The organism is Streptomyces poriticola (assembly GCF_036689765.1).
Lineage (GTDB): Bacteria > Actinomycetota > Actinomycetes > Streptomycetales > Streptomycetaceae > Streptomyces > Streptomyces poriticola.
Genome location: NZ_JBAGKH010000004.1, coordinates 395447 through 420539, shown reverse-complemented (window position 1 = coordinate 420539; position 25093 = coordinate 395447). Strand labels below are relative to the sequence as shown.

Annotated in this window: 19 protein-coding genes; all 19 read right to left on the bottom strand. The window is 73.6% G+C overall.

From position 1 onward, the window contains the following. Nucleotides 1-28: 28 nt before the first annotated feature. Nucleotides 29-580 (bottom strand): dTDP-4-dehydrorhamnose 3,5-epimerase family protein, encoded by a 552-nt coding sequence (locus V5O46_RS09530; RefSeq protein ID WP_332884043.1) that lies wholly within the window; start codon nt 578-580, stop codon nt 29-31. Further along, nucleotides 577-1815 carry a polysaccharide pyruvyl transferase family protein gene (locus V5O46_RS09525; RefSeq protein ID WP_332884042.1) on the bottom strand — a complete coding sequence of 413 codons (1239 nt, stop codon included), beginning with the start codon at nt 1813-1815 and terminating at the stop codon, nt 577-579. The genes V5O46_RS09530 and V5O46_RS09525 overlap by 4 nt, the downstream gene beginning before the upstream one ends. Beyond that, entirely contained in the window at nt 1812-2759 is a 948-nt protein-coding gene (locus tag V5O46_RS09520) for a glycosyltransferase family 2 protein (protein ID WP_332884041.1), read from the bottom strand. The genes V5O46_RS09525 and V5O46_RS09520 overlap by 4 nt, the downstream gene beginning before the upstream one ends. A gap of 241 nt (nt 2760-3000) precedes the next feature. Beyond that, on the bottom strand, nt 3001-4293 hold the full coding sequence (locus V5O46_RS09515) for an MATE family efflux transporter (protein WP_332884040.1): 1293 nt from the start codon (nt 4291-4293) through the stop codon (nt 3001-3003). Nucleotides 4294-4298: 5 nt separating this feature from the next. Continuing rightward, nucleotides 4299-5552: a DUF4910 domain-containing protein gene (locus tag V5O46_RS09510; RefSeq protein ID WP_332884135.1), complete on the bottom strand. Its 1254-nt coding sequence runs from the start codon at nt 5550-5552 to the stop codon at nt 4299-4301. 17 nt (nt 5553-5569) lie between these two features. Further along, on the bottom strand, nt 5570-6595 hold the full coding sequence (locus tag V5O46_RS09505; RefSeq protein WP_332884039.1) for an NAD-dependent epimerase/dehydratase family protein: 1026 nt from the start codon (nt 6593-6595) through the stop codon (nt 5570-5572). 3 nt (nt 6596-6598) lie between these two features. After that, nucleotides 6599-7246, bottom strand: a complete 648-nt coding sequence (locus V5O46_RS09500; RefSeq protein ID WP_332884038.1) for a PIG-L deacetylase family protein — start codon at nt 7244-7246, stop codon at nt 6599-6601. Further along, nucleotides 7243-8076, bottom strand: a complete 834-nt coding sequence (locus V5O46_RS09495; protein ID WP_332884037.1) for a glycosyltransferase family protein — start codon at nt 8074-8076, stop codon at nt 7243-7245. The genes V5O46_RS09500 and V5O46_RS09495 overlap by 4 nt, the downstream gene beginning before the upstream one ends. Nucleotides 8077-8087: 11 nt before the next feature. Continuing rightward, complete coding sequence (locus V5O46_RS09490) at nt 8088-9323, bottom strand: class I SAM-dependent methyltransferase (RefSeq protein ID WP_332884036.1); 1236 nt, start codon at nt 9321-9323, stop codon at nt 8088-8090. Then, a complete protein-coding gene (locus V5O46_RS09485) occupies nt 9320-10594 on the bottom strand; it encodes a glycosyltransferase (protein WP_332884134.1) in 1275 nt (424 codons plus the stop codon). The genes V5O46_RS09490 and V5O46_RS09485 overlap by 4 nt, the downstream gene beginning before the upstream one ends. 11 nt (nt 10595-10605) lie before the next feature. After that, a complete protein-coding gene (locus V5O46_RS09480) occupies nt 10606-11847 on the bottom strand; it encodes an O-antigen ligase domain-containing protein (RefSeq protein WP_332884035.1) in 1242 nt (413 codons plus the stop codon). Between the two features lies 1 nt (nt 11848). Next, entirely contained in the window at nt 11849-13369 is a 1521-nt protein-coding gene (locus V5O46_RS09475; protein ID WP_332884034.1) for a right-handed parallel beta-helix repeat-containing protein, read from the bottom strand. A gap of 9 nt (nt 13370-13378) precedes the next feature. Beyond that, entirely contained in the window at nt 13379-15310 is a 1932-nt protein-coding gene (locus tag V5O46_RS09470; protein ID WP_408648954.1) for an alginate lyase family protein, read from the bottom strand. A gap of 47 nt (nt 15311-15357) precedes the next feature. After that, on the bottom strand, nt 15358-17559 hold the full coding sequence (locus tag V5O46_RS09465; protein WP_332884032.1) for a bi-domain-containing oxidoreductase: 2202 nt from the start codon (nt 17557-17559) through the stop codon (nt 15358-15360). 24 nt (nt 17560-17583) lie between these two features. Continuing rightward, on the bottom strand, nt 17584-19512 hold the full coding sequence (gene asnB, locus V5O46_RS09460) for an asparagine synthase (glutamine-hydrolyzing) (RefSeq protein WP_332884031.1): 1929 nt from the start codon (nt 19510-19512) through the stop codon (nt 17584-17586). 3 nt (nt 19513-19515) lie between these two features. After that, the gene (locus V5O46_RS09455) at nt 19516-21069 is read right to left on the bottom strand and encodes a Wzz/FepE/Etk N-terminal domain-containing protein (RefSeq protein WP_332884030.1); all 1554 of its coding nucleotides are present in this window, start codon (nt 21067-21069) and stop codon (nt 19516-19518) included. Beyond that, nucleotides 21066-22433 (bottom strand): Wzz/FepE/Etk N-terminal domain-containing protein, encoded by a 1368-nt coding sequence (locus V5O46_RS09450; RefSeq protein ID WP_332884029.1) that lies wholly within the window; start codon nt 22431-22433, stop codon nt 21066-21068. The genes V5O46_RS09455 and V5O46_RS09450 overlap by 4 nt, the downstream gene beginning before the upstream one ends. Next, the gene (locus tag V5O46_RS09445) at nt 22430-23755 is read right to left on the bottom strand and encodes a glycosyltransferase family 4 protein (RefSeq protein ID WP_408648949.1); all 1326 of its coding nucleotides are present in this window, start codon (nt 23753-23755) and stop codon (nt 22430-22432) included. Before V5O46_RS09445 ends, V5O46_RS09450 begins: the two co-directional genes overlap by 4 nt. After that, nucleotides 23745-25070, bottom strand: a complete 1326-nt coding sequence (locus V5O46_RS09440) for a nucleotide sugar dehydrogenase (RefSeq protein ID WP_332884028.1) — start codon at nt 25068-25070, stop codon at nt 23745-23747. Before V5O46_RS09440 ends, V5O46_RS09445 begins: the two co-directional genes overlap by 11 nt. Nucleotides 25071-25093 lie beyond the last annotated feature (23 nt).

Genomic DNA, 25093 nt, shown 5'->3' with positions numbered 1-25093 from the left:
ATCCTCGCCTGAGTCGTCCACGCCGACTTCACCTCTCCAACAGTTTCAGGACCTCGGCGAGGCCCGGCGCCTCCCGGTCCCGCCGGGACATCGATGTGACCGGCAGCGGCCACGGAACGGCGAGCTCCGGGTCGTCGAACGCGATCGTCACGTCCTCTGCCGGATCGTGCGGGCGGTCGATCCGGTACGAGGTGTCGGCGGTCCCGGTCAGCGCCTGGAAGCCGTGCGCGCAGCCCGCCGGGATGTACAGGGTCGCCTGCGTCTCGTCGGACAGCTCGAAGAAGGCCCGGCCGCGGTACGTCGGCGAGCCCGGCCGCAGGTCCACGACGACGTCGAAGATCTGCCCGTACGAGCACCGCACCAGCTTGGCCTCGCCTGCGCCGGAGCGAAGGTGCAGGCCGCGCAGCACGCCCCGGGCCGAGCGGGACACGCTGTCCTGGACGAAGGCGCCCGGGTCCAGGCCCACCGAGCGGATCACGTCGGCGTCGAAGGTGCGGCAGAAGAAGCCGCGCTCGTCGGTGTACGGCGTCGGCTCGAAGAGGAACGCGCCCGCGATCTGCGGGACTTCGGTCGCTTTCACCGGGCCTCCTGCCGGGTACGGGTGCGGGGGTGTCCGGTCGCCGGAAACAGGGCCGCGGTCAAGGCGGTGAACTGGCCCTGGAGTTGCCGGGCGACGACCAGGTTCCGTTCGGCCAGGGTCCGCCGCAGGCCGGCCGATCCCCGCTCCAGCGCCCGGAACTGCTCGAGGAGCCGGTCGGCGTCGACCTTGCGAGCCGGGTGGCAGTAGGCGTCCAGGCCCATCCGGGCCATGAGCGCGTCGCTCTTCTCCGAATAACTGAGTGCGAGCGTCGGCGTGCCGACCCTCAGCGCACAGATCAGGTTGTGGTACCGGGTCGCCACCACGGTGTCGGCCGCCGCCGTCTCTCTCATAAGGTCGGCCAGCGAGGTCGCCTCGGCGGCGGTGACCAGCGGCGAGTCCACCGCGTCGAGGATCGCGTCGACCACCGGCGCGTCGAGCTCGTCGCCGGTGAGCAGCCGGACCGGCCTGCCGTCCTCGACCAGCGTGCGCACGAAACGGGTCGTCCCGTCGAGGTAGCGCCGGTGGATCTCCTCGGCCCGGGCGCGGTCGTCGTTGCTCCCGTGGAAGTCCATGACGCCGACGCAGACCAGGCCCGGCGGGCCCGGGTGTCCGCTCGGCGGCGGCGTCGGCAGGGCGAACACGAGGTCCGAGTAGACCTCGTCGCGCGCCGTGTCCACGCCCATGGCCCGCATCGCGTCCCGGGACAGGGTGTCCCGGTACGACCGGTACGCGGCCAGCCGTGCCGACCAGCGCACCAGGGCCCGGGTCGGCCGGCTGCCGATGGCCGCGGCGCCCACACCGGCCAGCGCGACCCGGGTGCCGAACAGCCGGCCGGTCGCGCAGAGCAGGAACAGCGAGTACGGGAAGCCCCACGGCCGCAGCGGCAGCGTGGCCTCCAGGGCACCCGTGCCCGGCACGATCACCACGTCGTGCCGGCGCACCCAGGCGGCGGTGCGGACGGCGTCGACGAGTTTGCCCAGACCCTTGGCCGCGATCGCGCCCGCACGTGACGCGGTCCGGTACTCCCCGCGGTACCAGTGCATCCGCGTCGCGGGGATCCGGAACCGGGCGGTGACGGCCTCTGGTCCGCCGCACAACGCGTCCACGACCGCCTCCGGGTGCTCGGCGCGGAGGTACCCGAGCAGGGCCTCGAGGGACCCGTCGTTGCCGAGGTTGCCGGAGCCGAGCAGGCCGAACACCCCCACGCGCACCGGAGTTTCGTCGGCGGCCGTCATGCCTGCCTCCCCTCACGGCCGGCGACGACGGCGTCGACGGAGACGGTGAGCCGGTCCGGGCCGACCGGGGTGCGGTCCTCGACCCGCTCGCCGGCGCCCGGCCGGACCCGGCCGGCCATCCACGCGGCCAGGTGGCGGAAGCAGGCGCGCCGGTCGGCAGGGGACAGCGGCGCCCGCCGGATCGCCGCGGCGAAGCCCCAGACGTACTCGGCGAGCAGCCGGGGCGTCGGGTGCAGCACGCCTGCCCGGCGCGGGTCGAGATTGACGCACCGGGCGCGCTTGGAAGGGTTCGCCCGCTCGGCGCGGGCGGGATGGTCACGGCGGAAGTACAGCAGTTCGGGCACCTGGTGGAAGGGCCCGTGCAGGGTGATCTCGGCGACGAACGTGCGGTCCGCGTGGTGGTAGCTGTCGTGCGGCTTCACCCGGCGCAGCACGTCGGCCCGCATCACCCCGTAGAAATCGTCGCCGCCGGGCTCGAACAGCAGGCTGCGGAAGCGCTCCGGCGCGTACGGCGAGCCGGTGGCGAGCCCGTACTCGTAGGGGACCTTCACCCGGCCGGCACCGTCGACGACCGCCTGGTCGCTGTGCGCGAGGATCACGTCCGGCTGCCCGTCCAGCGCCTCGACGCAGCGCCGCAGCAGGTCCCGGGCGTACAGGTCGTCGTGCGAGGCCCACTTGAACAGCTCGCCGCGGCACTCGGCGAACACGTGGTTGTGGTTCGGCGCGGCGCCGATGTTCCGGGGCAGCCGGAGGTACCGGATGCGCGAGTCCCGTGCGGCGTACCGGCGGCAGATGTCGCGGGTACCGTCGGTCGAGGCGTTGTCGGAGATGACCAGCTCGAAGTCCTCGTAGGTCTGGCCGAGCAGCGCGTCGAGCGCCTCGGCCAGGTACTCCTCGCCGTTGTACACGGGCAGGCCGATGCTCAGCCGGGGTGGGGCGGTCATGGTGTCCTCACTTCGGGAATGGGTTGGGGGGCTGCCTGAGCGGTCTCCGCGGCGGCGCGACGCCCGGTGCGCGGCCCCGAGCTCCCGGCTCCGCCCGGGCGGGGCGGCACGCGCTTCGCCGTACCGGCACCAGGGCCCCGGTAGGGCCGGTGCGCGGCCGTCCGGCCGGCACGCCGGGAGCACGCACCGGCTGCGGTCCCCGGCCGCAGTGCGGCGGGCGTTCCTTCTCCCGGAACATCCATCAGGCACCCCCTCGACGGCGCTCGCGCAGGGCGGAGCGCAGATGCAGCCACCACACGGCCGAGCCGCAGGTGGACGCGGCGGCGACTCCCCAGGCCGAGCCGATCGTGCCGGCGACGACCGCTCCGCCGATCCCGCCGCCGGCATAGCAGGCGGAGGCGAACAGCTGGCAGCGCAGGCTGAGCCGGGCCGCGCCGAGCGCGCGCAGTCCGGCGGCAGCGCCGGTACCGAGGCCGGCGCCCGCGACGCTGAGCGTGGCCGGCACGATCAGCTCCGAGGCGGAGCGCCAGACGTCGCCGAGTACGAACGCCCCCGCCCGGTCCGGCATCAGCAGCAGCGCCGCGCCCCACAGCAGCGCGGCGGCCGCCTGCCCGCCGCCCAGCAGGAGGCAGAACCTGCCCAGCCGGTGCGGGGCCCGCCGCAGCACCCGCGCCGCCTCCGCGACGGTGACCAGCGAAAGGCCCATCAGCACGGCGAGGAACGGACCGAGCAGCAATTCGGCGCCCCGGACCACACCCACCGCGCCGACCCCGACGATCGCGCCCAGCCCGTACGCCCGCAGCTGGCTCGCACCGCTGACGGAGGTGTTCTCGACCAAGTACCGGTAGCCCAGGTCGCGATGCGTGCGGAGCCACTCGCGCGCTCCGGCCGGCCGGGGCCGGATGCCGGACTGCAGGCAGCCGTACGCCGCGGCCACCGCGGCGGACGCGCCCCAGGCGAGCACGAAGGCGGCGACGCTGCCCACGCGGGCCGCCACCACCATGGCCGGGATGAGCGCGACGCCCCAGACGAGGTCGTTGACGAACGCCTTGCGACCGGTGCCCGCGGCGAAGAAGGAGTACCGCCAGGCGTCCTGCAGCAGCAGCCCCGGCAGCATGGCGCCGAGGCACGCGAACGCGAGCCCGACCTGGCCGCCGAGAACCGTCCCGGCCACCAGGCAGCCCGCGCCGACGGCGGCACCGACGCCGAGCGCGGTACCCGACGACCGGGCCACCGCCCCGCGCCAGGAGGCCTCCGGCACGCCGCTGAAACGCACCACCAGCGGGTCGGTGGCCAGCCCGCGCGAGACGCTGAGCACCACGCCGTAGGTCACCCAGGCCAGGCTGAACACGCCGAACGCGGCCAGCCCGAGCGAGCGCGCCACGTAGATCCCCACCGCGAAGTTGGTCAGGCTGGAGGCCGCCTGGTCGGCCAGCCCCCAGGACAGCCGCCCGACCACGGCCCGCCTGGTGGTCCGCCGGGTCTCGCCGCCCGGTGCCGCCGGTGCCGCCGCCTTCTCCCTCTCGGTGGTCATCGGCGTCACGCCTTGATCAGCCCGGCGCCGTGCAGGGCGCCGGCCGCGGCGGCGACGGTCTCGAACGGCAGCCCGGACCGCTCGGCGACGTCCAGCAGACCGTGCGCGCCGTCGGAGAGGCTGAGCACCCAGAGCATGGCCAGCTGGGCCTGCTTCGCGTCACTGCGGCCGCCGAGCGAGTCGTACAGCCCGCGTCTGCCCAGCTGCGGCTCGCCGTAGGGGCTGAGGTTGACGTACCGACGGTTGGCGTCCAGCACCGCGAACGCCTCGCGGCACAGGGCGAGAGTGTCCGCCATCGCCTCCGGGGAGACGAACTCCAGGTCGTCCGCCGAGGTGTGGTACTCGGGGTAGCCGGCGTACGGGGTGCGGCAGAGCGAACCCACGCCGAGATCGAAGCCGGGTGAGCAGAACTGCCGCTCGTCGTAGCCGTACGGAGTGAACTCGGCGACGCGGTGCGGACGTCCGGACGCGTCCAGCACATGCCGCATCACCCGGTCGATCTCCGCGTCGCCGCGTCTGCTCTGCTTGTACGTCAGCCGGCCCCGGTCGCCGGCGCAGGCCAGAACCAGCCCGTGCCTGACCCGTGCCACCCGTTCCGCGTTGCGGGCCAGCCAGGTGATCGCCCCGATGGTGCCGGGCGCGAACAGGAACCGGTAGGTGTACCACGGCGTCCGCTCCGCCAGCGCCCGGGCCAGGAACGCCGCCACCGCGATGCCGGCGAGGTTGTCGTTGGCCAGCGACGGGTGGCAGACGTGGCAGGAGACGATCACCTCGTCGGCGACCTGCCCGGGGACCACATGCTCGGCGTAGGTGAGGTGGCCGTCGGTGAGCGACGAGTCGATACGCACCTCGTACTCGCCGTCCGGCAGCGCGTCCAGGGTCTCCTGGGCCAGGCAGAACCCCCAGTCCGGCGTGTAGTAGCTGGTGCGGTACGGCACCCAGGCCGGATGGTCCGGCAGGGTGTGCAGGTGCCCGCGCAGCTCGGCCAGCGGCATGGTCGCCGAGACCGGCACGCTGTAGCCCAGCACGTGCAGGTTGGATGCGGCGAAGTCGACGACGCGGCGCCCGGCGGCGTCGGCGATGTAGGCGTCCCGGATGTTCCACTCCTGCGGCACCGTCCAGTCGAGCACCTGCGTCCCGGTCGGCACCTCGTGCACCTGCAGCGGGACGTACTCGCCGACGATGTCCAACGTGGCGCGCACACCGTCGCCGGTGATGCTCCGGCACAGCGGGTACAACCGCTCCACCAGCGCGTACATCTCCTCGCCCGCCGTGTTCACCGGCGCCGCCGCAGGGTGGCGTCGACGGTGCCGGCGTCGGAGGCCGCGCGCAGCACGGCCAGCCGGGTGAAGCGCCGCTCGAAGTCCTCCCGGGTCAGCCCGTGCGTCCGGTAGGCGTCGGCGAGTTCGAGCGCGCCCTGCTTGACCGTCCACTCGCAGTCGAACCCGGGCACCGCGGCGCGGAACCGCGAGAAGTCCACCCGGTACGACCGCGGGTCGGCACCGGTCTCGCCGGTGATCACCACCCGCGAGCCGGGCACGGCCGCCGCCACCTGTTCGGCGATCTCGGCGACCGTGACGTTGTTGGTCTCGCTGCCGATGTTGAACGCCCGGTCGTGCACCGCCTCCCGCGGCGCGGTCAGCGCGGCCGTGAAGGCCCGCGCGATGTCGGCGGCGTGCACCAGCGGGCGCCAGGGGGTGCCGTCGGAGAGCACCAGCACCTCACCGGACAGCAGGGCGTGGCCCACCAGGTTGTTCAGCACGATGTCGGCGCGCAGCCGGGGCGAGTGGCCGAAGGCGGTGGCGTTGCGCATGAACACCGGGCTGAAGTCGCCGTCGGACAGCGCGTGCAGATCGTCCTCCACCCGCACCTTGGACTCCGCGTACGGCGTCACCGGGCGCAGCGGGGCGTCCTCGGCCACCAGTCCGCCACCGCCGGCGGCGCCGTAGACCGAGCAGGTCGACGCGTACAGGAAGCGCCGGACCCCGGCGTCGCGGGCCAGCCGGGCCAGTCGCACGGACGCGTGGTGGTTGATGTCGTAGGTGAGCTCCGGCGCCAGCGCGCCCAGCGGGTCGTTGGACAGAGCGGCCAGGTGGATCACGGCGTCCACCCCGGCCACGTGCTCGGCCGTGACGTCGCGCAGGTCCACCCGCGTCCCCGGCGGATCCGCGGGCGCCGGGCCCAGCACGCAGTCGGCGAACAGGCCGGCGTCCAGCCCGACGACCTCGTGCCCGGCTGCCGCGAGCACCGGGGCCATCACGGTGCCCAGGTAGCCCTGGTGTCCGGTCAGCAGTACGCGCAAGGTTCATTCCCCCAGGTCGAGAGTGAGTTTGGTGACGTCGAACGCCTCGGCGTAGCGGGCGTGGCATTCGATGCCGCGGATCCGCGCGAGCCCGAGGAAGGCCTCCCGGTCGTACCAGGGCCGGTGCTGCTGCGAGGGGTAGTGCTCCTGCAGCAGCCGCACCTTCCGCTCGGCGACCTCCGGCGGCAGCGGCTGGTACGCCGCCGGACGGCCGAGATCGCCGTCCCACTTGACGATCTCGTAGCCGAGGACCAGGTGGTCCCGGTACGCGGTGGACACCAGCTTCGCCAGGCCGCGGTGGTCCTGGTGCGCGTCATCGGTGCGCGGGGCCAGCACGAGATCCGGCTCGGTCTGCCCGCGCAGCTCCTCGACCCCGGCCTTGGCCTCGTCCCAGTGCGCGGGCAGCCGGCCGTCAGGCAGCTTGAGCACGGTCAGTCGCAGGTCGGCGCCCGGGCAGAAGGCGGTGAGCGCTGCCTGCTCCTCCCGCTCCCGTTCGCTGCCGCCGCCGGAGAGCACCAGCGCGTCGACGCGGACTCCGGGCCGTGCGAGGCACATCGCCAGCAGTGTGCCGCCGGCGCCGATGGCGATGTCGTCGCAGTGCGCGCCCAGCGCGACGATCCGGTCCAGGCGCCCCGCCCCGAGCCGGATCACGCGGCCCCCGTTCCGGCGCCGTCCCCGCCGCCGGTCGCGTCCGCCGCGGCGGCGCCGTCCCGTTCCCACAGGGCCCACGGGCGGTCGCCCCGGGCGTATGCGGCGTCGAGCGCGGCCCGCTCCTTCACGGTGTCGGTCGGCTTCCAGAAACCGCGGTGCCGGTGCGCCACCAGCCGGCCGCGCTTGGCCAGCCGGGTGCACCCGTCGGCGACCAGGTCCCCGTTCTCCGGGATGTGGTCGAAGACCTCCTGGCGGAGCACGAAGTAGCCGCCGTTCTCCCACAGCGGCAGCTCGGCCACCGGAGTGATGCCCCCCACCAGACCGTCCTCGCCCAGGTCCACGCAGTGGAACGAGGACTGGGGCGGCACCACCATCATCGACGCACCGGCGTCGCGCCGCGCGAACCGGTCGATCATCTCCGGCAGGGGGGCGTCGGTGAGCACATCGGCGTAGTTGGCGAGGAACATCTCGTCGCCGTCCAGGTGGTCCCGCACCCGGCGCAGCCGCTCCCCGATCGGCGACTCGATGCCGGTCTGCACGAACGTGATCGTCCAGGAGGCGATGTCGGTGGACAGCAGCTCGGTCCGCCCGCCCCGCAGCACGAAGTCGTTGGACGTCGTCTCCTCGTAGTTGAGGAAGAAGTCCTTGATGTGGTGAGCCCCGTACCCGAGGCACAGGATGAACTCGGTGTGCCCGAAGTACGCGTAGTAGCGCATGACGTGCCAGATCAGTGGCCGCGGGCCGACCATCGCCATCGGCTTGGGCAGGTCGTCCGAGGCTCCGTTGCGCATCCGCAGCCCGTAACCGCCGCAGAACAGTACGACCTTCATGCTGTGCCCTTTCACGACGCGACCTCGACAATGCTCAGTTCCGGAATGGGAAAGACCAGCCGGCCGCCCCAGCCGTGCACGAAGGAGAGCTGCTCGACCAGCTCGGCCCGCAGGTTCCAGGGGAGGACGAGCACGTAGTCCGGTCGGTCGGCGGCTATCCGCTCGGGCGGCAGGACCGGGATGCGGGTGCCCGGGGTGAACCTGCCGTGCTTGTACGGGTTGCGGTCGACCGTGTAGGGGAGCAGGTCGGGCCGGACGCCGCAGTGGTTGAGCAGGGTGTTGCCCTTGCCCGGGGCGCCGTAGCCGACCACCGTCTCGCCCCGCTCGGCCGCCTCGATGAGGAACCGCAGCAGGTCCCGGCGCACCTTCGCCACCCGGGCGGAGAACTCGGCGTACCCGGACAGCTCCTGCAGCCCGGCGGCCTTCTCCCGGTCCAGCACCTCGGCCACCCGCCGCATCGGCTCGCCGGCCGACTCGGCCGGCCGGGCCCACAGCCGGATCGACCCGCCGTGCGTGGGCAGCAGTTCCACGTCCACGAGCGTGAGTCCGCCGCTCGCCAGGGCTCGCATCGCGGAGGCGACCGTGTAGTACTGGAAGTGCTCGTGGTAGATCGTGTCGTACTGGTTCTCCTCGATCAGGGTCAGCAGGTGCTGCACCTCGATGCAGACCCAGCCGTCGTCGGCGACCAGGGCGCGCAGCCCCCGGGTGAACCCGACCACGTCGGGGATGTGCGCGTACACGTTGTTGGCGACCACTAGGTCGGCCGCGCCGTGCTCGGCACGGACGGCGGCACCGGTGGCCGGGTCCAGGAACTCCGTGAGCGTGGGTACACCGGCGTCCCGCGCCGCGGCACCGACGTTCACCGACGGCTCGATGCCGAGGCAGCGGATGCCGCGGTCCACCACGGACTTCAGCAGGTACCCGTCGTTGCTCGCGACCTCGACCACGAACGCGTCGGTGCCCAGATCCAGCCGCTGTACGGCGTCGGCGACGAAGGTGCGCGCGTGCTCCACCCAGGAGGTCGAGTACGAGGAGAAGTACGCGTACTGCGTGAACGTCTCCTCCGGCGTGATCAGCGGCGGGATCTGCGCCAGCCAGCAGTCGGTGCAGACCCGCAGGTGCAGCGGGTACGCCGGTTCCGGCCGGTCCAGTTGGTCCGCGGCGAGAAAGCTCTCGCACGGCGGGGTCGCCCCGAGGTCGACGACGCTCGCCAGCGCCGCCGATCCGCAGAGTCGGCATCGTGTCATCTGCTGCCCCCATCCCGCTCGCGCGGGTGTCCCCGCCGCGAGCCAGTGCTTGTGTCCCCTGCCGGCGGCGGGCGGTCCCCGCCGCCGGGCCGCCCCGCGATCGCGCCGCGGTACCCGGCCACCAGGCGCTCCAGCCCGACGGCCGGGCTGAAGTCCCGCACGTAGCGGCGCCGGGCCGCCTCGCCCATCTCCCGGTTGCGGTCCGGGTCGGCCGTGATCCGGCGCAGGCAGGACGCGAGCGAGGCGGGCTCGCCCGGCCGGTGCAGCAGCCCGGTCACCCCGTCCTCGACGAGTTCGACGAAGGCGCCGTGCCCGGCCGCGACGGCCGGGACCCCCGCCGCCATCGCCTCCACGACCACCAGTCCGAACGTCTCCAGCCATGTGGACGGGGCCACCACCGCGACCGCACGCGCGACGGCCTGCCGGCACTGCGCCGGGTCGTACAGGCCGACGTACTGCACGTCGTCCCGGCCCGCCGCCCAGGCGGCCACCTCCCGCTCCAGCGGCCCCGCTCCGGCGATCACGAGCGGCACGCCGACACCGCCGCCGGCGGCCATCTCGTCCCACGCGGCCATGAGCAGCCGCACGCCCTTGGTCTCCGCGAGCCGCCCCAGGTGGAGCAGATGCTCGCCGCGACCCGTCCGGCGGGCGCCCGGGTCGGGCACGAAGTTGTGCTTGACCGCCAGCCGCTCGGCCGGCATGCCGGCCCGCACCAGGACGTCACGCTGCGCCGCGGAGATGCAGAAGAACCGCTCCACGCCGGACCACCACCGCCGCCGGTTGACCGACAGGCTGACCGCGAGCGGTACCGTCGCCAGCCGGGAGTTCCGGTAGCAGCCGTGCCGGACGGCGGGCAGCGGCGACGCCCCGACGCACTCGGTGCACGGCCGGCCGTCCCGCTGCAGCGTGCCGGGCGGGCAGACCTGGGTGTAGTTGTGCAGCGTGGCGACGGCGGGCACCCCGGCGTCGGCGCAGGCGGCCAGCACCGCCGGCGACAGGAGCGGGAAGACGTTGTGGACGTGCACCACGTCCGGCCGCTCGGCGCGGAGCCGGGCGGCGAGCTCCGCGCGGACCGCCGGGTTCCACGGCACCAGCAGCGGCAGCGCGGCCTTGCCCGGAAGGGAGCGCGCGGCGATGTCGTCGCTGCGCCGCTCGAACACCCCGACCCGGTGGCCGGCCCCGCGCAGCAGCGCCACCTCCTGGTCGACGACCTTGTTCTCCCCGCTCGGCTGCGCCGATGCGTAGCGGTTGTGTACTACCAGAACGTGAATGCCGTGCATGCTCAGGTCACCTCCGATCTCCGGGCCGGTCGCGGGACCCGCCTTCGTGCGACTTGGGGGGCCGCGAGGGGATCGGCCGCGGCAGGCGCCGCCAGCAGCGAGGCGGCCACGGCCAGATGCAGCAGATACGGCGAGGCGTCGCCCAGCCCGGCCTCGGTGTACGACGCGATCGCGCAGTAGCTGATCAGGAAGATCGCGCAGGCCCTCGACAGCGACGGCGGGCGCAGCAGCGCGACGCCGCCCAGCACGACGACGATCGCCGCCACCAGGGCGACGCCGGTCATCCCCTGCTCGTGGTAGACGGCCAGCCAGCTGTTGTCGATCGGCAGCCCGCCGAACGACTTGTCGCCCAGGCCCGCGCCGAACAGATACTCCGAGGTCGTCCGGGGCGCGGCCAGCAGGGCGTCCCAGACCTTGGCCCGACCGGTGAGGCTGGTGAAGTTCTCCTGGCTCTGGCCGCGCAGGAACCACGCCTGCAGCGCCGAGCCGAACCCCACCGCGGCCACGGCGGCGCACAGCACCGCCCCGACGAAGAACCGGCGGGCCGCGGCGCTGGTCAGGACGAGCGAGCCGATCGCCAGTGCCAGCCCGGCGAGCAGGCCGAGCGTGGCGGTCCGGGTATGGGTGAGCGCGAGCAGGGCGAGCGCCGGCACGATGACGACCGCCGCGCTGCCCCTGTCGGTCCGGCGGCCCAGTACGAGCAGCACCGAAAGCCCGGTGATCACCGCTGCGTACTGTCCGATCTGCGGCGGGGTGAGCGGCCACAACACGCCGACCAGCCGCCCGCCGTAGAGCTCGGGCATGGCCGCTCCCGGGGAGACGACCGCACCGGCAGCCACCGTCCCGAGGACCGCGAAGTACATCCGGATGTGGTGCCGGACGAAGGTCGGGCTGCCGTCCCACCAGCGGCTGAGCAGCCACAGCGTGCCCACGAAGAGAGCCAGCCGGGCACAGCGGAACAGGGCGCCGAAGCCCGACTCCAGGCTCGCGCTGGAGATCACGCTCGGCACCAGCAGAAGGGTGAGCAGGAACAGGAAGGCACCGGCCCGGATGCGCACCCGGAGATTGCCGACCAGCGCCAGCGCGAACGCGGCGACCAGCGCGCCCATGGTGACCATCTGGATGAGGGAGCGGGGCAGCGGGACGATGGTCCTCGCCCCCGCGGAGCCGAGCGTGTTGAGGACCAGCAGTCCCCAGGCCGTCCCGACGAACTTCGGCGCGTGGCCGGTGGCGTTCGGACTCATCTCAGCCACCGTCCCGCGCACGGAAGGTGCTGCCCGCGTCCTGCCGGTACGGAGCGCTCTGCCACTGCCCGAGGCCGAGTGTCCGGCTCGGGTCGTGGGCGACGAAACTCCACGGTCCGACGTAGACGTTGTCGCGCCAGCGGTTGTGCTGCTCGCGGGTGATCGCCTCGGCCACCCGCTCGCCCTGGTACGGCGACCAGTCCGGATAGGTGCCGTAGTTGGACAGCACCGCCATGCGGTCGCACTGCACCGTGCAGCCGACGACGGACTTGTCCAGCACGAAGCGGTTGTCGTGGATGTCCACCCGCTGGGTCTTCCACCGGCAGTCGGCGTAGAGCGGTTCGGTGGCGATCGCCGGCTGTGCGCAGCGATCGGTGTCCCGGACCAGCAGCGTGCAGTCACCGGAGGAGGTGTTGGCCGGGCTGTTGCAGAACCGGTCGGCGTTCTCCCACAGGGTGATCCCGGACCAGTTGTTCTCCAGCAGGTTCCGGTAGATCTCGATCTTGTCGGTGCGGGCGGGGACTCGCGGTTCGCCGCCGGACTCGGACAGGTAGACGGTCGCGAACGGGAAGGTGTCGCCGCGGTCGGCGTGCCTGCGGCCCTCGACCCAGTTGTTCCGCCGGATGGTGTTCTTCCGGACGACCGCGTTGTAGCTGGTCTCGTAGATCAGTGCGGCGCCGTCGTTGGCCTCCAGCACGTTGTCCTCGATGCGGAAGTCGTTGTTGTTGGTGTCCGCCCACAACCCGGTTCCGCGGTTGTCGTGCACCCAGTTGCCGCGCACGTCGGCCCCGTCGACGGCCCAGAACTTGACGCCTCCGGTGCAGCCGCAGCCCGGCCGCCGGCGCTCCCAGTCGCCGGTGTTGTTGCCCGTGATCTCGTTGCCCTCGACGACCAGACCGCTGATCCGGCCGGTGGCCTTGTACGCGTTCATGCCGTACTGGCCGTTGCCGCGCAGGCAGCTGGCGCGCACCCGCTGGCGGGCACCGGCCATCAGCCCGGCCCCGGAGTTGTGCTGGATCGTCGCGTGCTCGATCACCCACCCGTCGGCCGAGTCGTGGTTGACCACGCCCTCGTTGTGCGGAGCGACGAAACCCTGCACGGTCAGGTGGCGGATGGTGACGTCGGGGGCGGCGCCGCCGAACGCGTACTGATTGGTCCTCCGGCCGTCGAGCACGGCGCCCGGTGCACCGAGGTAGCTGTTGCCCTTCTTGGGGACGACCTGGGCGTAGCGGTCCGGCTGGAGCCGGTGTTCGCCCGGCCGCAGCCAGAACGTGGTGTTCGGTGGGCTGCTCCTGGTCTTCGCAGCCAGGTCACCGGGGACCGCGGGGTCGACCGTCACCGCGCCGGCCGGCGCCTTCACCGGTCCGGCCGCCGGCTCGGCGCACACCCGGGCCACGGACCCGGACGACGCGCCCGTCGGGGCCGGCCGCGCGTCCGGCGCGCCGTCACAACCGGTCGCCGCCAGCAGGGCCAGCGCCAGGGGTGCCGCCGGCGAGGCCCGGTGCCGCCACTTGATCCGCACGCGTCCTCCCTAGCCGCGGAACCCGAGAACGGTGGTGAACTCCTCCACGCCGTCGGCGAGACCGGTGCCGACGAGTGTGGTGGAGGGTTCCTTGCGCCCGAAGCCGGCGGAGTACCAGCCCAGTGGCGGGTCGCTCTCGCCGCGGTGCGCCCGCCAGGTCAGCTGCCCGGGCAGGTCGAGCGTCGCGGAGCGGTCCTCGCCGTCCCGGGTCCAGGTGAGCGAGGCCCGGTTCCCCACCAGGTCCGCGGCGATCGCCGGGCCGAGGTGGAACGCCAGGCGCACGGCCCGGGGCGGGCGGTGCCGGCCGCGGACCTCGTCGACCACCCGCAGCTCCCGGTCGCCCGTCAGCTCCACCCGGCGGCGGTGCACCGCGCCCCGGTAGCCGTCGTGCTCGGCGCACCAGCGGGCCGTGCCCCCGCCACGGGCGCCGGAGGCGTCCGCGACCAGGACCCTGCTGCGGGCATGCCGGGTCCACAGGAACGGGCCGCCGGAGACGGACTGGTCGGCGCCGTCCAGCTGCAGGGTGTTGTGGCCGAGGGTCGACCGGAAGTACCGCCGCCACTCCGGCTGCCCGTGATAGCAGAACGTCCCCGGGTCGGCGAGCACATCGACCCCGTCGTGCCGGACCTCCACGGACAGCGCGTCCGCGTGGGCGTGCGCGGCGATGGACAGGAATCCGTGCGGGCCGCCGTCGCAGCGGCACCAGACGTCCGCCGGACCCCGCAGGACGGTCATGCCCGCGTCGGCGAAGTGGGCCGGCCGGCCCGCCGGGCGGGACACCGCCGGTACGGTGCCGTCGGGGGAGTACGGCCGGATGAGCGCGGCCAGCAGCGGGGTGCGCACATCGGTGCCGGTCACCTCCGGCCACCAGGCGAGCCGCCCGAACACGGCGTCCCCGGTGGCCAGCAGCGAGCCCCAGCGGTCGGTGCCGGAGCCGTCCACGACCAGACCGTGCCCGTCGTCCGCGTCCCCCTGGCGCGGCGGACGCAGCCGGCCGTCCACGACCGCCGCGAGCGCGTCGGTCATCCGCAGCAGCACCGGCCGGATCGACGCCGGGACCGGTACGCCCGCGGCATCCGCTTCGGCCACCGCGGCCAGCCCGAGCTCCAGCACCAGCCCGTGGTACTCGGTGGCCAGCTCGCGATTGAGGCCGGAGGCGAAGGTGTTGCCGCGCAGCTGCCGCTCCAGCGACCGCAGCGCGTCGGCTCGCCAGCGCGCCGAGGCGGGGAACCACCCGAACGCGCAGGCCGCGGCGAGCTGCCCGGCGGCCTCGGCGATGACGTGGTTGTTCGCCGAGGATCCCCGGCTGGGGAAGGCGGCCAGCCAGCGCTGGTGGTGCCAGATCTGGTGCAGCGCCACCGGGTTGCCCTCGAACAGCCCGGCCGCACCCGGCCAGCCGTCGAGCAGCCGGCGGATCCACACCCAGGACAGCAGCCGGATCCCCAGTTCGATGCCGCTGGTCCAGTGCACTCCGCGCAGCGGCGCGTTGGCCGCCCACCAGGACCGCAGGTGCCCGGCCACGCGCTCGGCGTACCGCTCGTCCCGGGTGATCGCGTAGGCCGCGGCGAGCACGGTGAGGTACTGGTGCCGGGACAGCTCCCAGATCTGCTTGATGTCCCCGACCACGTCCTCGTTCCGGTACGGCACGTCGAAGGCGTGACCCCACGGGGCCCGGCGCCCGGTCCTCGGGTCGTACCACCAGTCCGGGTCGGCCAGGTCGTCGCGGTCCACCCCGAAGTACTCGGCATGCCCGGCCATCAGCCGGTCCGCCTCGGCGACCAGACGTTTCGCGGCGTCCGGCGGCACCGCGTCGAGCGTCCCGGCGGGCAGTACCGCGGTGAAACCGGCGCCGGCCACGCTCGGGCTCTCCGGCCGCACCGAGCGCCACCGCCGCCTGCGCACCGAGTCGCCCACCCGGCCGCCGACCTCCCGCGGTCCCATCCGGGACAGCCGCCGCAGGTACCAGCGCGGGCTCCCCGCGTGGACCGTCACCGCGCCCCCGCCAGTGTCACCGGCGCTCCGCCGGCCAGGCCGGCCTGCACGGCGAGGGTGGCCGCCGTGGTGGCGACCAGCGAATCCAGCGGCACCGGCATCGGCCCGCCGGTCCGCACGGCCTTGACGAACGCGGCCAGTTCGGCGTTCTGGCCCTTGTCCCGGGCCCTGGGCAGCCGCGAACCCACCCACTGCTTGCGGCGGCCGTCGTAGACAGCGGCACGGACGAAGTCGTCGAGCCGCAGCACCCTGCCGTCCGCGACCATGTCCAGCGTCTCCTTGGGGAAGCCGGGCGCGCCCGTGGTGACGTAGCTGACGGTGGCGGTGGACCCGTCCGGATAGCGCAGCACGACCTGGAGATCCTCGTTGCCCGAGGTACCGACCGCGTACACCGAGACCGGGTCGGCCTCCAGCAGCCAGCTCGCCGTGTCGATGAAGTGCCCGCCCTCGCCGGCGAACCGCGAGCCCTCGGTGCCCTGCCGGAGGTACCAGCTGCCGTGCTCCAGCCGGCCCGCGTTGACCAGGTAGCGCAGGCTCGCCGGCCCGGTCCGGGCGCCGAACCGCCTTCTCGCCTCCTGCAGCAGCGGTGCGAACCGGCGGTTGAAGCCCACCTGCAGCCGGTCGTTGCCGGACTCCTCCACCGCCGCCAGCACACCGGTCAGTTCGTCCTCGGTGAGGGCCAGCGGCTTCTCCACGAACACCGCCTTGCCGGCCAGCAGCGCCCTCCGGGTCAGTTCGGCGTGCGAGCTGTGCCGGGTGACCACGAACACCGCGTCCACGGACTTGTCGCCGAGCACGGCGTCGAGATCCGTGGTCGCCCCGGCGAAGCCGAACTTCCGCTGGGCGTTGGCCGCGGACAGCGCCGTCGTGGTGACGACCGTGGACAGTTCGACGCCGTCGCGCTGCGCCAGGTGCGGCAGCAGCATCGACGTCGCGTAGTTCCCCGCGCCGACGAACGCCAGCCGCACCGGCGCCTCGGCGGACCGGGCCGGGGCGGACGCCCGGCCGCTGCTCCGCTCGACCGCGGGCACCGCCACTGCCGGGGCGGTCCGTGCCCCGGCCGGGGCCTCCGGCTGTTCCGGATACCGGAACAGCACGGCCACGGCCTTGAGTTCGCCGTCCTTCAGACGCTGGTACGTCTCCACGGCGTCGTCGAAGTCGGCGATGCGGGAGACCAGCGGCTCCACGTCGACATGGCCGCGGGCGAGGAGATCGAGGAAACACGCCAGGTTGCGGCGCTCGGTCCAGCGCACGTAGCCGATCGGGTAGTCCCGCCCCTCCAGCTCGTACCCCGGGTCGTAGCGCCCGGGACCGTAGCTGCGGGAGAACCGGACGTCGAGCTCCTTCTCGTAGTACGCGTTCCACGGCAGGTCCAGGCGGCACTTGCCGATGTCGACGACCCGGCCGCGGTCCCGGCTCAACCGGGCGGCCAGCTCGACGGGCTGGTTGCTGCCGCCGCCGGCGGCCAGGTACACCTGGTCCACGCCGTGCCCGTCGGTGACTTCGGCGACGTGGTTCTCCACCGCGGCGGAGCCGGGCTCGCCGCAGGCCGCGGCGCCCAGACGCCCGGCGAGCTCGCAGCGCTCCGGGTCGGGGTCGACCCCGACGACGCGAACCCCGGAGGCCGCCAGCAGCTGCACCACCAGCTGCCCGATCAGCCCGAGGCCGATGACCAGCGCCACGTCGCCGAGCTGCGGCTCGCCCTGGCGGACGCCCTGCAGCGCGATCGACCCGACGGTGCCGAAGGCCGCGTGCCGCGGCGCGAGGCCGTCCGGCACCCGGGCGAAGAGGTTCTTCGGCACCCAGTTCAGCTCGGCGTGCAGCGCGTGCTCGTTGCCGGCGCACGCCACCAGGTCGCCGACCGCCACGTCGTCGATCCCGGTGCCGACCTGCTCGACCACCCCGCACAGCGAATAGCCCAGCGGCGTGTAGGAGTCCAGCTTGCCCATCACCTTGCGGTAGGTGGCGGGCACCCCGTTGGTGGCCACGCTCTGCACCACCTTGGCCACCTGGTCCGGCCGGGAGCGGGCCTTGCCCAGCATCGACATGCCGGCCTCGGACACCTTCATCAGCTCGGTGCCGGTCGATATCAGCGAGTAGGCACTCCTGACCAGCACACCGCCCGGCTTGCACCCCGGCACCGGCACGTCGAGCAGCGCCAGTTCGCCGCTCTTGTAGTTCTGCACAACCTGTTTCACCAAGGTCCCCTTGCTTCTACGCCGTCAGGCCGCCTGCCTCCGGCCGGAGCCGGAGGTCGCGCCGCGATACCAGTACTCGAGGGTCAGCACATGCCACAGATGCTTGGAGAAGTCCCGGTGCCCGGCGGCGTCCTCGGCGGCGAGCCGCTCGAGCGCGTCGCGACGCAGGAACCCGGAGCGGACGAGTTCGCCGTCGTTGATCACCTCGCGCACCAGCGGTGCCAGGTCCCGGCTCATCCAGGCCCGCAGCGGGGCGCTGAACAGGCCCTTGGGCCGGTACACGATCTCCCGGGGAAGGACCGAGGCCGCCGCCTCCTTGAGGACCGCCTTGCCCTGCCGTCCGACGATCTTGCGATCACCGGGCACGGCGAACGCGGCCCTGACCACCTCGACGTCCACGTACGGCACCCGCACCTCGGTCGACGCGGCCATGCTCGACCGGTCCGTGTAGGCGAGGTTCAGGCCCGGCAGGAACATCCGGGCGTCGCCCAGGCACATGCGGTTGACGAAGTCGTCGAGGTCGTTGTCCCGGTAGACGTCCGCATGCTCGGTCAGCACGTCCTCCACCGTCCCGGCCAGGTCCGGATCGACCAGGGAGAGCAGCTCCTCCCGGTCGTACATGGTGTAGCTGCGCCGGAACGCGGTCTCCTCCGGCAGATCGGCGAAGGAGAGGAAACGCTTCGCGAAGCGCACCGACCGGTACCCCCGGCGGGCCGTGGCGACCGGCAGCCGGTCCACGGCCCCGGACAGGCCGCGCCGCAGCGGCCGCGGCACGCGCTGATAGCGCAGCGCCAGCAGGTTGGCCAGGTGCTTGCGGTAGCCGGCGAACAGCTCGTCGGCCCCCATCCCCGACAGCATCACCTTCACCCCGGCCTCCCGGGCGGCCGAGCAGATCAGGAAGGTGTTGATCGCGGCGGGGTCGCCGATCGGCTCGTCCAGGTGGTACGTCATCCGCGGCAGCAGATCGAGCACGTTCGGGGCGATCTCGATCTCCCGCAGGTCGACGCCGAACCGCTCGGCCACCTGCCGGGCGTACCGGAGGTCGTCGGGCATCGCCTCGAACCTGGCGTCCTCGGCGCGGAACCCGATCGTGTAAGCGGAGATCCCGGGCCGGTCGCGGGCCGCCAGCGCGGTCAGGTAGCTGGAGTCCAGCCCGCCGGAGAGGAAGGTCGCCACGGGGACGTCGGAGAGCAGATGGCGCCGGGCCGACTCCTCGACGACGGCGGCGACATCCGGCTGCTCGCCGTCCCGGGCCCGCTCCCGGCCCTCGGCGGCGACGTCCCTCAGGTGCCAGAACCGGCCGCGCTGCACCCGGCCGTCGGGCCGGCACCTCAGCCAGCTCCCCGGCGGCAGCTTCTCCGCCTCGCGGAACGCGCACCGGGAGTCCGGCACCCAGTAGTACAGCAGCGAGGCCACCAGCGCCGCATGGTCCACCTGCAGCGACCCTCCGGTCACGGCGGCGAGCGCCTTGAGCTCGGAGGCGAACACCAGACCCCCGCCGCGCCGGAGCAGGAACAGCGGCTTGATGCCGAGCTGGTCGCGGGCGAGCACCAGGTCACCGGTCCGCTCGTCGAACACCCCGAACGCGAACATGCCGCGCAGCCGGTGCAGGCAGTCCGTGCCCCAGCGGCGCCAGGCCTCCAGCAGCACCTCGGTGTCGGAGGTTCCGCGGAAGCGCACGCCGGCGGCCGCCAGTTCGGCACGGAGCTCGGGGGCGTTGTACAGCTCGCCGTTGTACGTCAGGGCGAGGCCGTCGGAGACCATCGGCTGGGCGCCGGTCCCGGACAGGTCGATGACGGCCAGCCGGCGGTGCCCGAGGTGGACCTCGCCGTCACCGGTGCGGTGGCTGTACCGGCCCGCCCCGTCCGGACCGCGGTGGGCGAGGGTGTCGGTGAGCCGGTCGGTCACGGCCTTCCCGTCCGGCCACCGGTACGTGCCTGCGATGCCACACATGTCCTACCGTGCCTCCTGGTCGCTGTCCGGGACCCGTGCCGCCCACGTCGGCAGCCGCTGCGGTGGTGGCCGGCCCTCCCTCACCGCCTGAACGGCGTGGGAGGTACTCCCACCGTTCCGCCGGGCCGGGGGCTCGCTCCGGCCGCGCAGCGCGGTGTGCAGTCCGTCCCACAGCGTGCCGTCGGTCCGGTCCCGCGGATCGGGGTCGACCAGCACCACGCCGATCACCGGAATGCGCTGGTCCGCTAGCTGCCGCGCCACGGTGTGCAGCCATGCGGCGCTGCTGTGCCCGGCGCGCACGACGAGCACGGTCCGAGTGCCGAGGTGGCGGAGATCGGTCCACGGCGTGCCGGGCGCCACCGAGCCGACGCCGAGCAGGCGCCCCTGATGCGGCCCGTCCGTGGCACGCTCGCCGCCGACCACGGTCGGATCCCCCGGCTCCGGCCGACGGTCGGCGAGCTGCGCTCCGGGCAGACCGTCGGCGACGACCACCGGCCCCTCCGCCGCCATCGCCCTGGCGAGGTCCAGGGCGATCGCACCCGTCGTGCGCGCGCAGCCCAGTTCCAGCAGCGACACCGGTTCCGCGGAGCCGCGGACGGTGCGGGCCAGCGACGCGGTGAGCCTCGTCCGTGCCGCCCGGATCCGCCGGCGCCGCCACAGCCCGCCCGGCCGGCCGGGCAGTTCCGCGATGACCGAGGCGCCGAGGTTCCCGGCGATGTCCCGGCGCAGCACGGGGCGGTCCGCCACCACCGTGCCGACCGTGGCGACCGCGAGCCCGAGGACGAGCCCGAGGGCGAGCCCGATCGCGGCGTTGGTGGCAGCTGCCCCGGGCAGGGACTGCTGTACGGCGCGCGGTGCGTCCACGATCTGTGTGCCGGCGACGAGCCTGGGCGTGCCGATCCGGGCCTCCGCGGCGCGCTGGCCGAAATCGGCGATCCGCGAGGTGAGTTCGGCGCGGCGGGCGAAGAGCGACTCCAGGTTCGCCGACGCCTCCGGCCCGCTCTCCGGCGATCCGTCCTCGATCGCCTTGTTGACCCGGGCGAGTTCGTCCTGCATCCGGTCACGCTGATCGAGCAGGGCCTCGGCGTCGGCGTCCGCGGCCTCCTGCAGCCGCCTGACATGGTCCGCGACGAACGCGTCGGCCAGGGCCCCGGCTCGGGCCACCGCTTCCGCGTCGCTGTCGCCCGTCACGGTGATCTGCAGCAGGTTGTTGGTCAGGCCGGCACCGCTGTAGTCCGGCATGAAGTCCTCCGGCTTCTCCGCGGAGCCGAGGGACTCCAGGGCCGCAGCGGCGATCCGCGTGGTCTGCAGCAGCGCGGCATCGGTGCGGATCAGCGTTCCGGGGTCGTTCGGCTGGTCCTCCTGGTGCGCGACCAGCACCTTGGCCACCGCGGTCGGCGGTGGCGGCAGCAGCAGGGCCACCGCCACGCCGGCGAGCAGTCCGAGCAGTGCCGCGGAGCACCAGAGGCGGCGTCGTCTGCGCACGGCAACGACCAGCGCCTGCAGGTCCAGCAGTGGAGCGGCGGGGGACGACTCCGACGTCGTGCTCGTCGTCACCCGGAACCTCCCGTCGCGTCGCCGCCGACCGCGAGCGCCTGCGGGCCGTGCTCCGGGGGACGGCGGGCGGACCGTGCCGGTGGGGCCGGGACCGGGTCGGCGACGACGATGCCGACGACCCGGTGCCCGGCGTCCCCGCAGGCCTCGGCAATGCCGCCGAGCTCGTCCGCGGTCCGACTGCCCGCGCCGAACACGACCAGGGCCCCGGACTCGGCGTCGCGGTCCGGCACCACCGGCCGGGACGCCGCAACTCCCACCACCCGCAGCTGCGGGTCGCTCCCGGCCTCGGCGACGAGCTGTCCGGCGGCCCGGCGGGCGGTCTCGTCGCCCTCCGGGACGACGACCAGCAGTTCCCCGGAGGCCGGCAGCTCCTCCCGGAGACGAGCGCACACCCGCCGGTACCGGATCCTCCGGCCGGCCTCGTCGCCGGACGCCTGCGGAGCGGGCAGGTCCCACCGGACGTCGGCGCCCAGCAGCCGGCGGATCCGGGCTCGCGAGCCACGGACTCCCGGCCGGTGCGCGGGCCGTTCGGCCGGTACGTCGACGGTACCCAGCAGCGGGGAGCCCGCCGCCGCGGTGATCTCTCGTTCGGTGCGCAGCCGGCGGCTCGTCCGGGCGGCGGTGAGATGGCCGACGACCGCGAGCAGGAAGAACAGCAGGGCCCCGCCGGCGGTGAGCTGCGTCGTCGTCGGCGGTGTCTCGCCGGACGGCCGGGCGGCCGGACCCATGACGATCATGTCGGCCCCGGCGGCGGCCGGGTCGGCCTCGTCCAGCTTGTCCATGGCCTCCTGCAGCGTGGTGCGCAGCTTCGCGAGCTCGGTGCGGGCCTGCACGCTCTCCACGGTCCGTCCCGGATCGGCCGCATCGGCCAGGTCGGTGATGCGGCGGCTGGCCTGCACCACCATCTTCCGCAGCTCCTCGGGCCGCGCCGCCGCCCCGGAGCCGGTGTCGTCGCCCGCGATCCCCGCGGCGAAGGTGACGAACTGCTGGGCCACCTGGTCGGCGAGCTGCTGCGCGCGCTCCGGGGTGCCGGCCGTGCCCGAGATCTCGATGATGTTCCCGTCGGCGGCCCGGGCGTTCACCCGGTCCCGCAGTTCGGCGCCGCTCACCCCGCTCCAGCCGAGCGTCGCCGCCGCGCGGTCGACCACCACCGAACTGGTCGCGATCTCCTTCTGGGTCAGCAGCTCGCGCTCCCCCCACGCTCCCGGCAGCAGTACCGACGCCGACGTCGTGTAGCGCGGCGGGAACAGCAGGGAGGTGCCGTAGCCGAGGAGCGCGCCCAGCACGGCGACGACGGCGAGCAGCCGCCGGCGCCGACGGACGATCCGTCCGATCGTGGCCAGGCGTATCGTGTCGTCGCTCAACGGCGCGGCCACCTTCCCGCCCGGTCCGGTGCGTCGGCCGGCACCGGAGCGCGGTCACGGCAGGCAGCGGCGTAGGCGGCGAGCAGCGACGCCTGCGAGTTCCGCCAGGACAGCGGCCCGCTGATCCGCTCCCGGCCGACCCTGCCCATCCGGGCCCGTTTCTCCGGATCGTCCAGCAGCCGCGCGATGAGCCCGGCGAACTCGGTCTCGTCGTTCGCGGACGCGTAGACGGCGGCGTCACCGGCGGAGACCCGCGCCTCGCGGAGGTCGAAGGAGACGACGGGCCGGCCCATCACCATGTACTCCAGGACCTTGTTCATGGTCGACACGTCGTTGAGCGGATTGTGCGGGTCGGGGGCGAGGCACACGTCCGCGGTGGACAGGTAGCGCACCAGGTCGGCGTCCGGGATGCGGCCGGTGAACTGCACCTGCTCCGAGAGCCCGAGCCGCCGGGACAGCTCCACCATGGCGTCGAAGGTGTCACCGGCGCCCACGAACACCGCGTGCCAGTCGGTCCGCCCCTGCTCGTCGCGCAGCTTCGCGAGGGCGCGCAAGGCGTAGTCGACCCCGTCCTGCGGGCCCATGACGCCGAGGTAGCACAGCAGATGGGGCTTGCCGCGCTTCAGCTCCGGCTCGGGCGGTACGGGGTGGAACCGGTCGACGTCGGGCGCGCTGCGCACCACGAAGACGTCCGCCGGCCGCCGGCCGCCCCGGCGCACCGCGACGTCCCGGTAGCTCTCGTTGGTGGCGAGCACGACGTCCGCGGCCCGGTAGGTCAGCCGCTCCAGCGCGCACACGGCGCGGTAGAGCAGGTCCCGGCCGCGGCCGAACCGGGAGAGGTACAGCTCGGGCACCAGGTCGTGCTGGTCGAAGACGAACCGCGCGCCGCGCCGCTTCAGCCACAGCGCCGGCAGGAACAGCAGGTCGGGCGGGTTGCAGGCGTGGACCACGTCGACCGGGCCGACCTTGCGGGCCAGCCGGACCGTGTGCCACAGCGCCGATCCGTACTCCCGCAGATAGCCGGCCGGCCCTCCGGTGGCCGCGCGCAGCGGGTAGCGGTGGATCCGTACCCCGTCGATCTCCGCCTCCGGCTCCGTGTCCCGTCTGCTCCCCCGGGGGCAGATGACGTGCACCGTCCAGCCCGCGTCGCGCAGCGTCGTGCACTCCTGCCACACCCGCCGGTCGAAGGGCACCGACAGGTTCTCGACCAGGATCAGTGCGCGCCGGCCCGGCCGGTCGCCGCCGGCCGTGTCACCGGACGGAGTGTCAGCAGACGATGTGCTGCCGGACGACGTGCTGCCGGACGATGTGTCACCAAGCAAGGCCCAGATATCCCGGTTCGGCCCGGCGCGCCTCGGCGTCGGGAAGGCGGACGAGGTCGACGATCACCGGACCGTCGCCATGGGGCAGCGCCGACAGCACGGCCGGATCCCTGGTCCCGACCAGGCACACCTCCGCGTGCTCGAGCACCTCGTCGACGGAGTCCGCGAGCAGTTGCGCGAGGTGCGGCAGCCGGGTCTCGATGTAGTCGCGGTTCGCGCCGAGCAGCCGGGACAGGCTCACGTTGGCGTCGTAGATCCTGAGGTCGTAGCCCTTGCCGAAGAGCCTCTCCGCCAGCTCGACGAGCGGGCTCTCGCGGAGGTCGTCGGTGCCGGGCTTGAAGGACAGCCCGAACAGGCCCGCCCGGCGCTTGCCGGTGCGTTCGACCAGCTCCACCGCGCGCTGCAGATGGTCGGAGTTGGAGGGCAGCACATGGGAGAGGATGGGCACCGAGACGTCGGCCCGCTGCGCCGCGTGGACCAGGCTGCGCAGGTCCTTGGGCAGGCAGGAACCGCCGAAGGCGAAGCCGGGACGCAGGTAGGCGGGGCTGATGTTCAGCTTGCGGTCGGCCAGGAACACGTCCATCACCTGGTGCGAGTCCACCCCGAGCGCCTGGCACACCGCGCCCAGCTCGTTCGCGAAGCCGATCTTGAGCCCGTGGAACGCGTTGTCCGCGTACTTGATCGCCTCGGCCGTCGGGACCGGCACCCGGAACACCTCGCCGGGCACTCCGTCGTACAGCGCCGCCACCACGTCGCCGCTCGCCGCGTCGAGCTCGCCGATGACGGTCTTCGGCGGGTCGAAGAAGTCCCGCACGCTCGTGCCCTCGCGCAGGAACTCCGGGTTGACCGCGACCCCGACGTCCACCCCGGCCGTGCCGCCGACGTACTTCTCCAGGATCGGCACCAGCAGGTTCAGGCAGGTGCCCGGGAGCATGGTGCTGCGGAACACGACGGTGTGCCGCCCGCCGCGTCCCTCGCGGTCCGCCAGTGCGGCGCCGATCTGCTCGGTGACCCTTTCCAAGTACGTGGTGCACAGGCTGCCGTTGGGCTCCGACGGCGTGCCCACGCAGACCAGCGACACCTCGCTGCCCAGGACCGCCTCGCGGACGTCGCCGGTGGCGCGTAACGCCCCGGTCCGCACGACCTCGGCGACGAGCTCGCCGATCCGCTCCTCGACCACCGGGGCCTTGCCGTCGTTGACCAGGTCGACCTTCACCTGGTTCACGTCCACCCCGATGACCTCGTGACCCATGCCGGCCAGGCACGCGGCCGACACGCAGCCCACGTAGCCGAGTCCGAAAACGCTGACCCTCATGACCCGTTCCTCCCCCCAGGCAG

Bases quoted from the DNA above. Each gene is read 5' to 3' on its own strand.
- V5O46_RS09525 (WP_332884042.1), bottom strand. From the start codon at position 1,815: ATGACGGCCGCCGACGAAACTCCGGTGCGCGTGGGGGTGTTCGGCCTG.
- V5O46_RS09520 (WP_332884041.1), bottom strand. From the start codon at position 2,759: ATGACCGCCCCACCCCGGCTGAGCATCGGCCTGCCCGTGTACAACGGC.
- V5O46_RS09515 (WP_332884040.1), bottom strand. From the start codon at position 4,293: ATGACCACCGAGAGGGAGAAGGCGGCGGCACCGGCGGCACCGGGCGGC.
- V5O46_RS09510 (WP_332884135.1), bottom strand. From the start codon at position 5,552: ATGTACGCGCTGGTGGAGCGGTTGTACCCGCTGTGCCGGAGCATCACC.
- V5O46_RS09495 (WP_332884037.1), bottom strand. From the start codon at position 8,076: ATGAAGGTCGTACTGTTCTGCGGCGGTTACGGGCTGCGGATGCGCAAC.
- V5O46_RS09490 (WP_332884036.1), bottom strand. From the start codon at position 9,323: ATGACACGATGCCGACTCTGCGGATCGGCGGCGCTGGCGAGCGTCGTC.
- V5O46_RS09480 (WP_332884035.1), bottom strand. From the start codon at position 11,847: ATGAGTCCGAACGCCACCGGCCACGCGCCGAAGTTCGTCGGGACGGCC.
- V5O46_RS09470 (WP_408648954.1), bottom strand. From the start codon at position 15,310: ATGGGACCGCGGGAGGTCGGCGGCCGGGTGGGCGACTCGGTGCGCAGG.
- asnB (WP_332884031.1), bottom strand. From the start codon at position 19,512: ATGTGTGGCATCGCAGGCACGTACCGGTGGCCGGACGGGAAGGCCGTG.
- V5O46_RS09440 (WP_332884028.1), bottom strand. From the start codon at position 25,070: ATGAGGGTCAGCGTTTTCGGACTCGGCTACGTGGGCTGCGTGTCGGCC.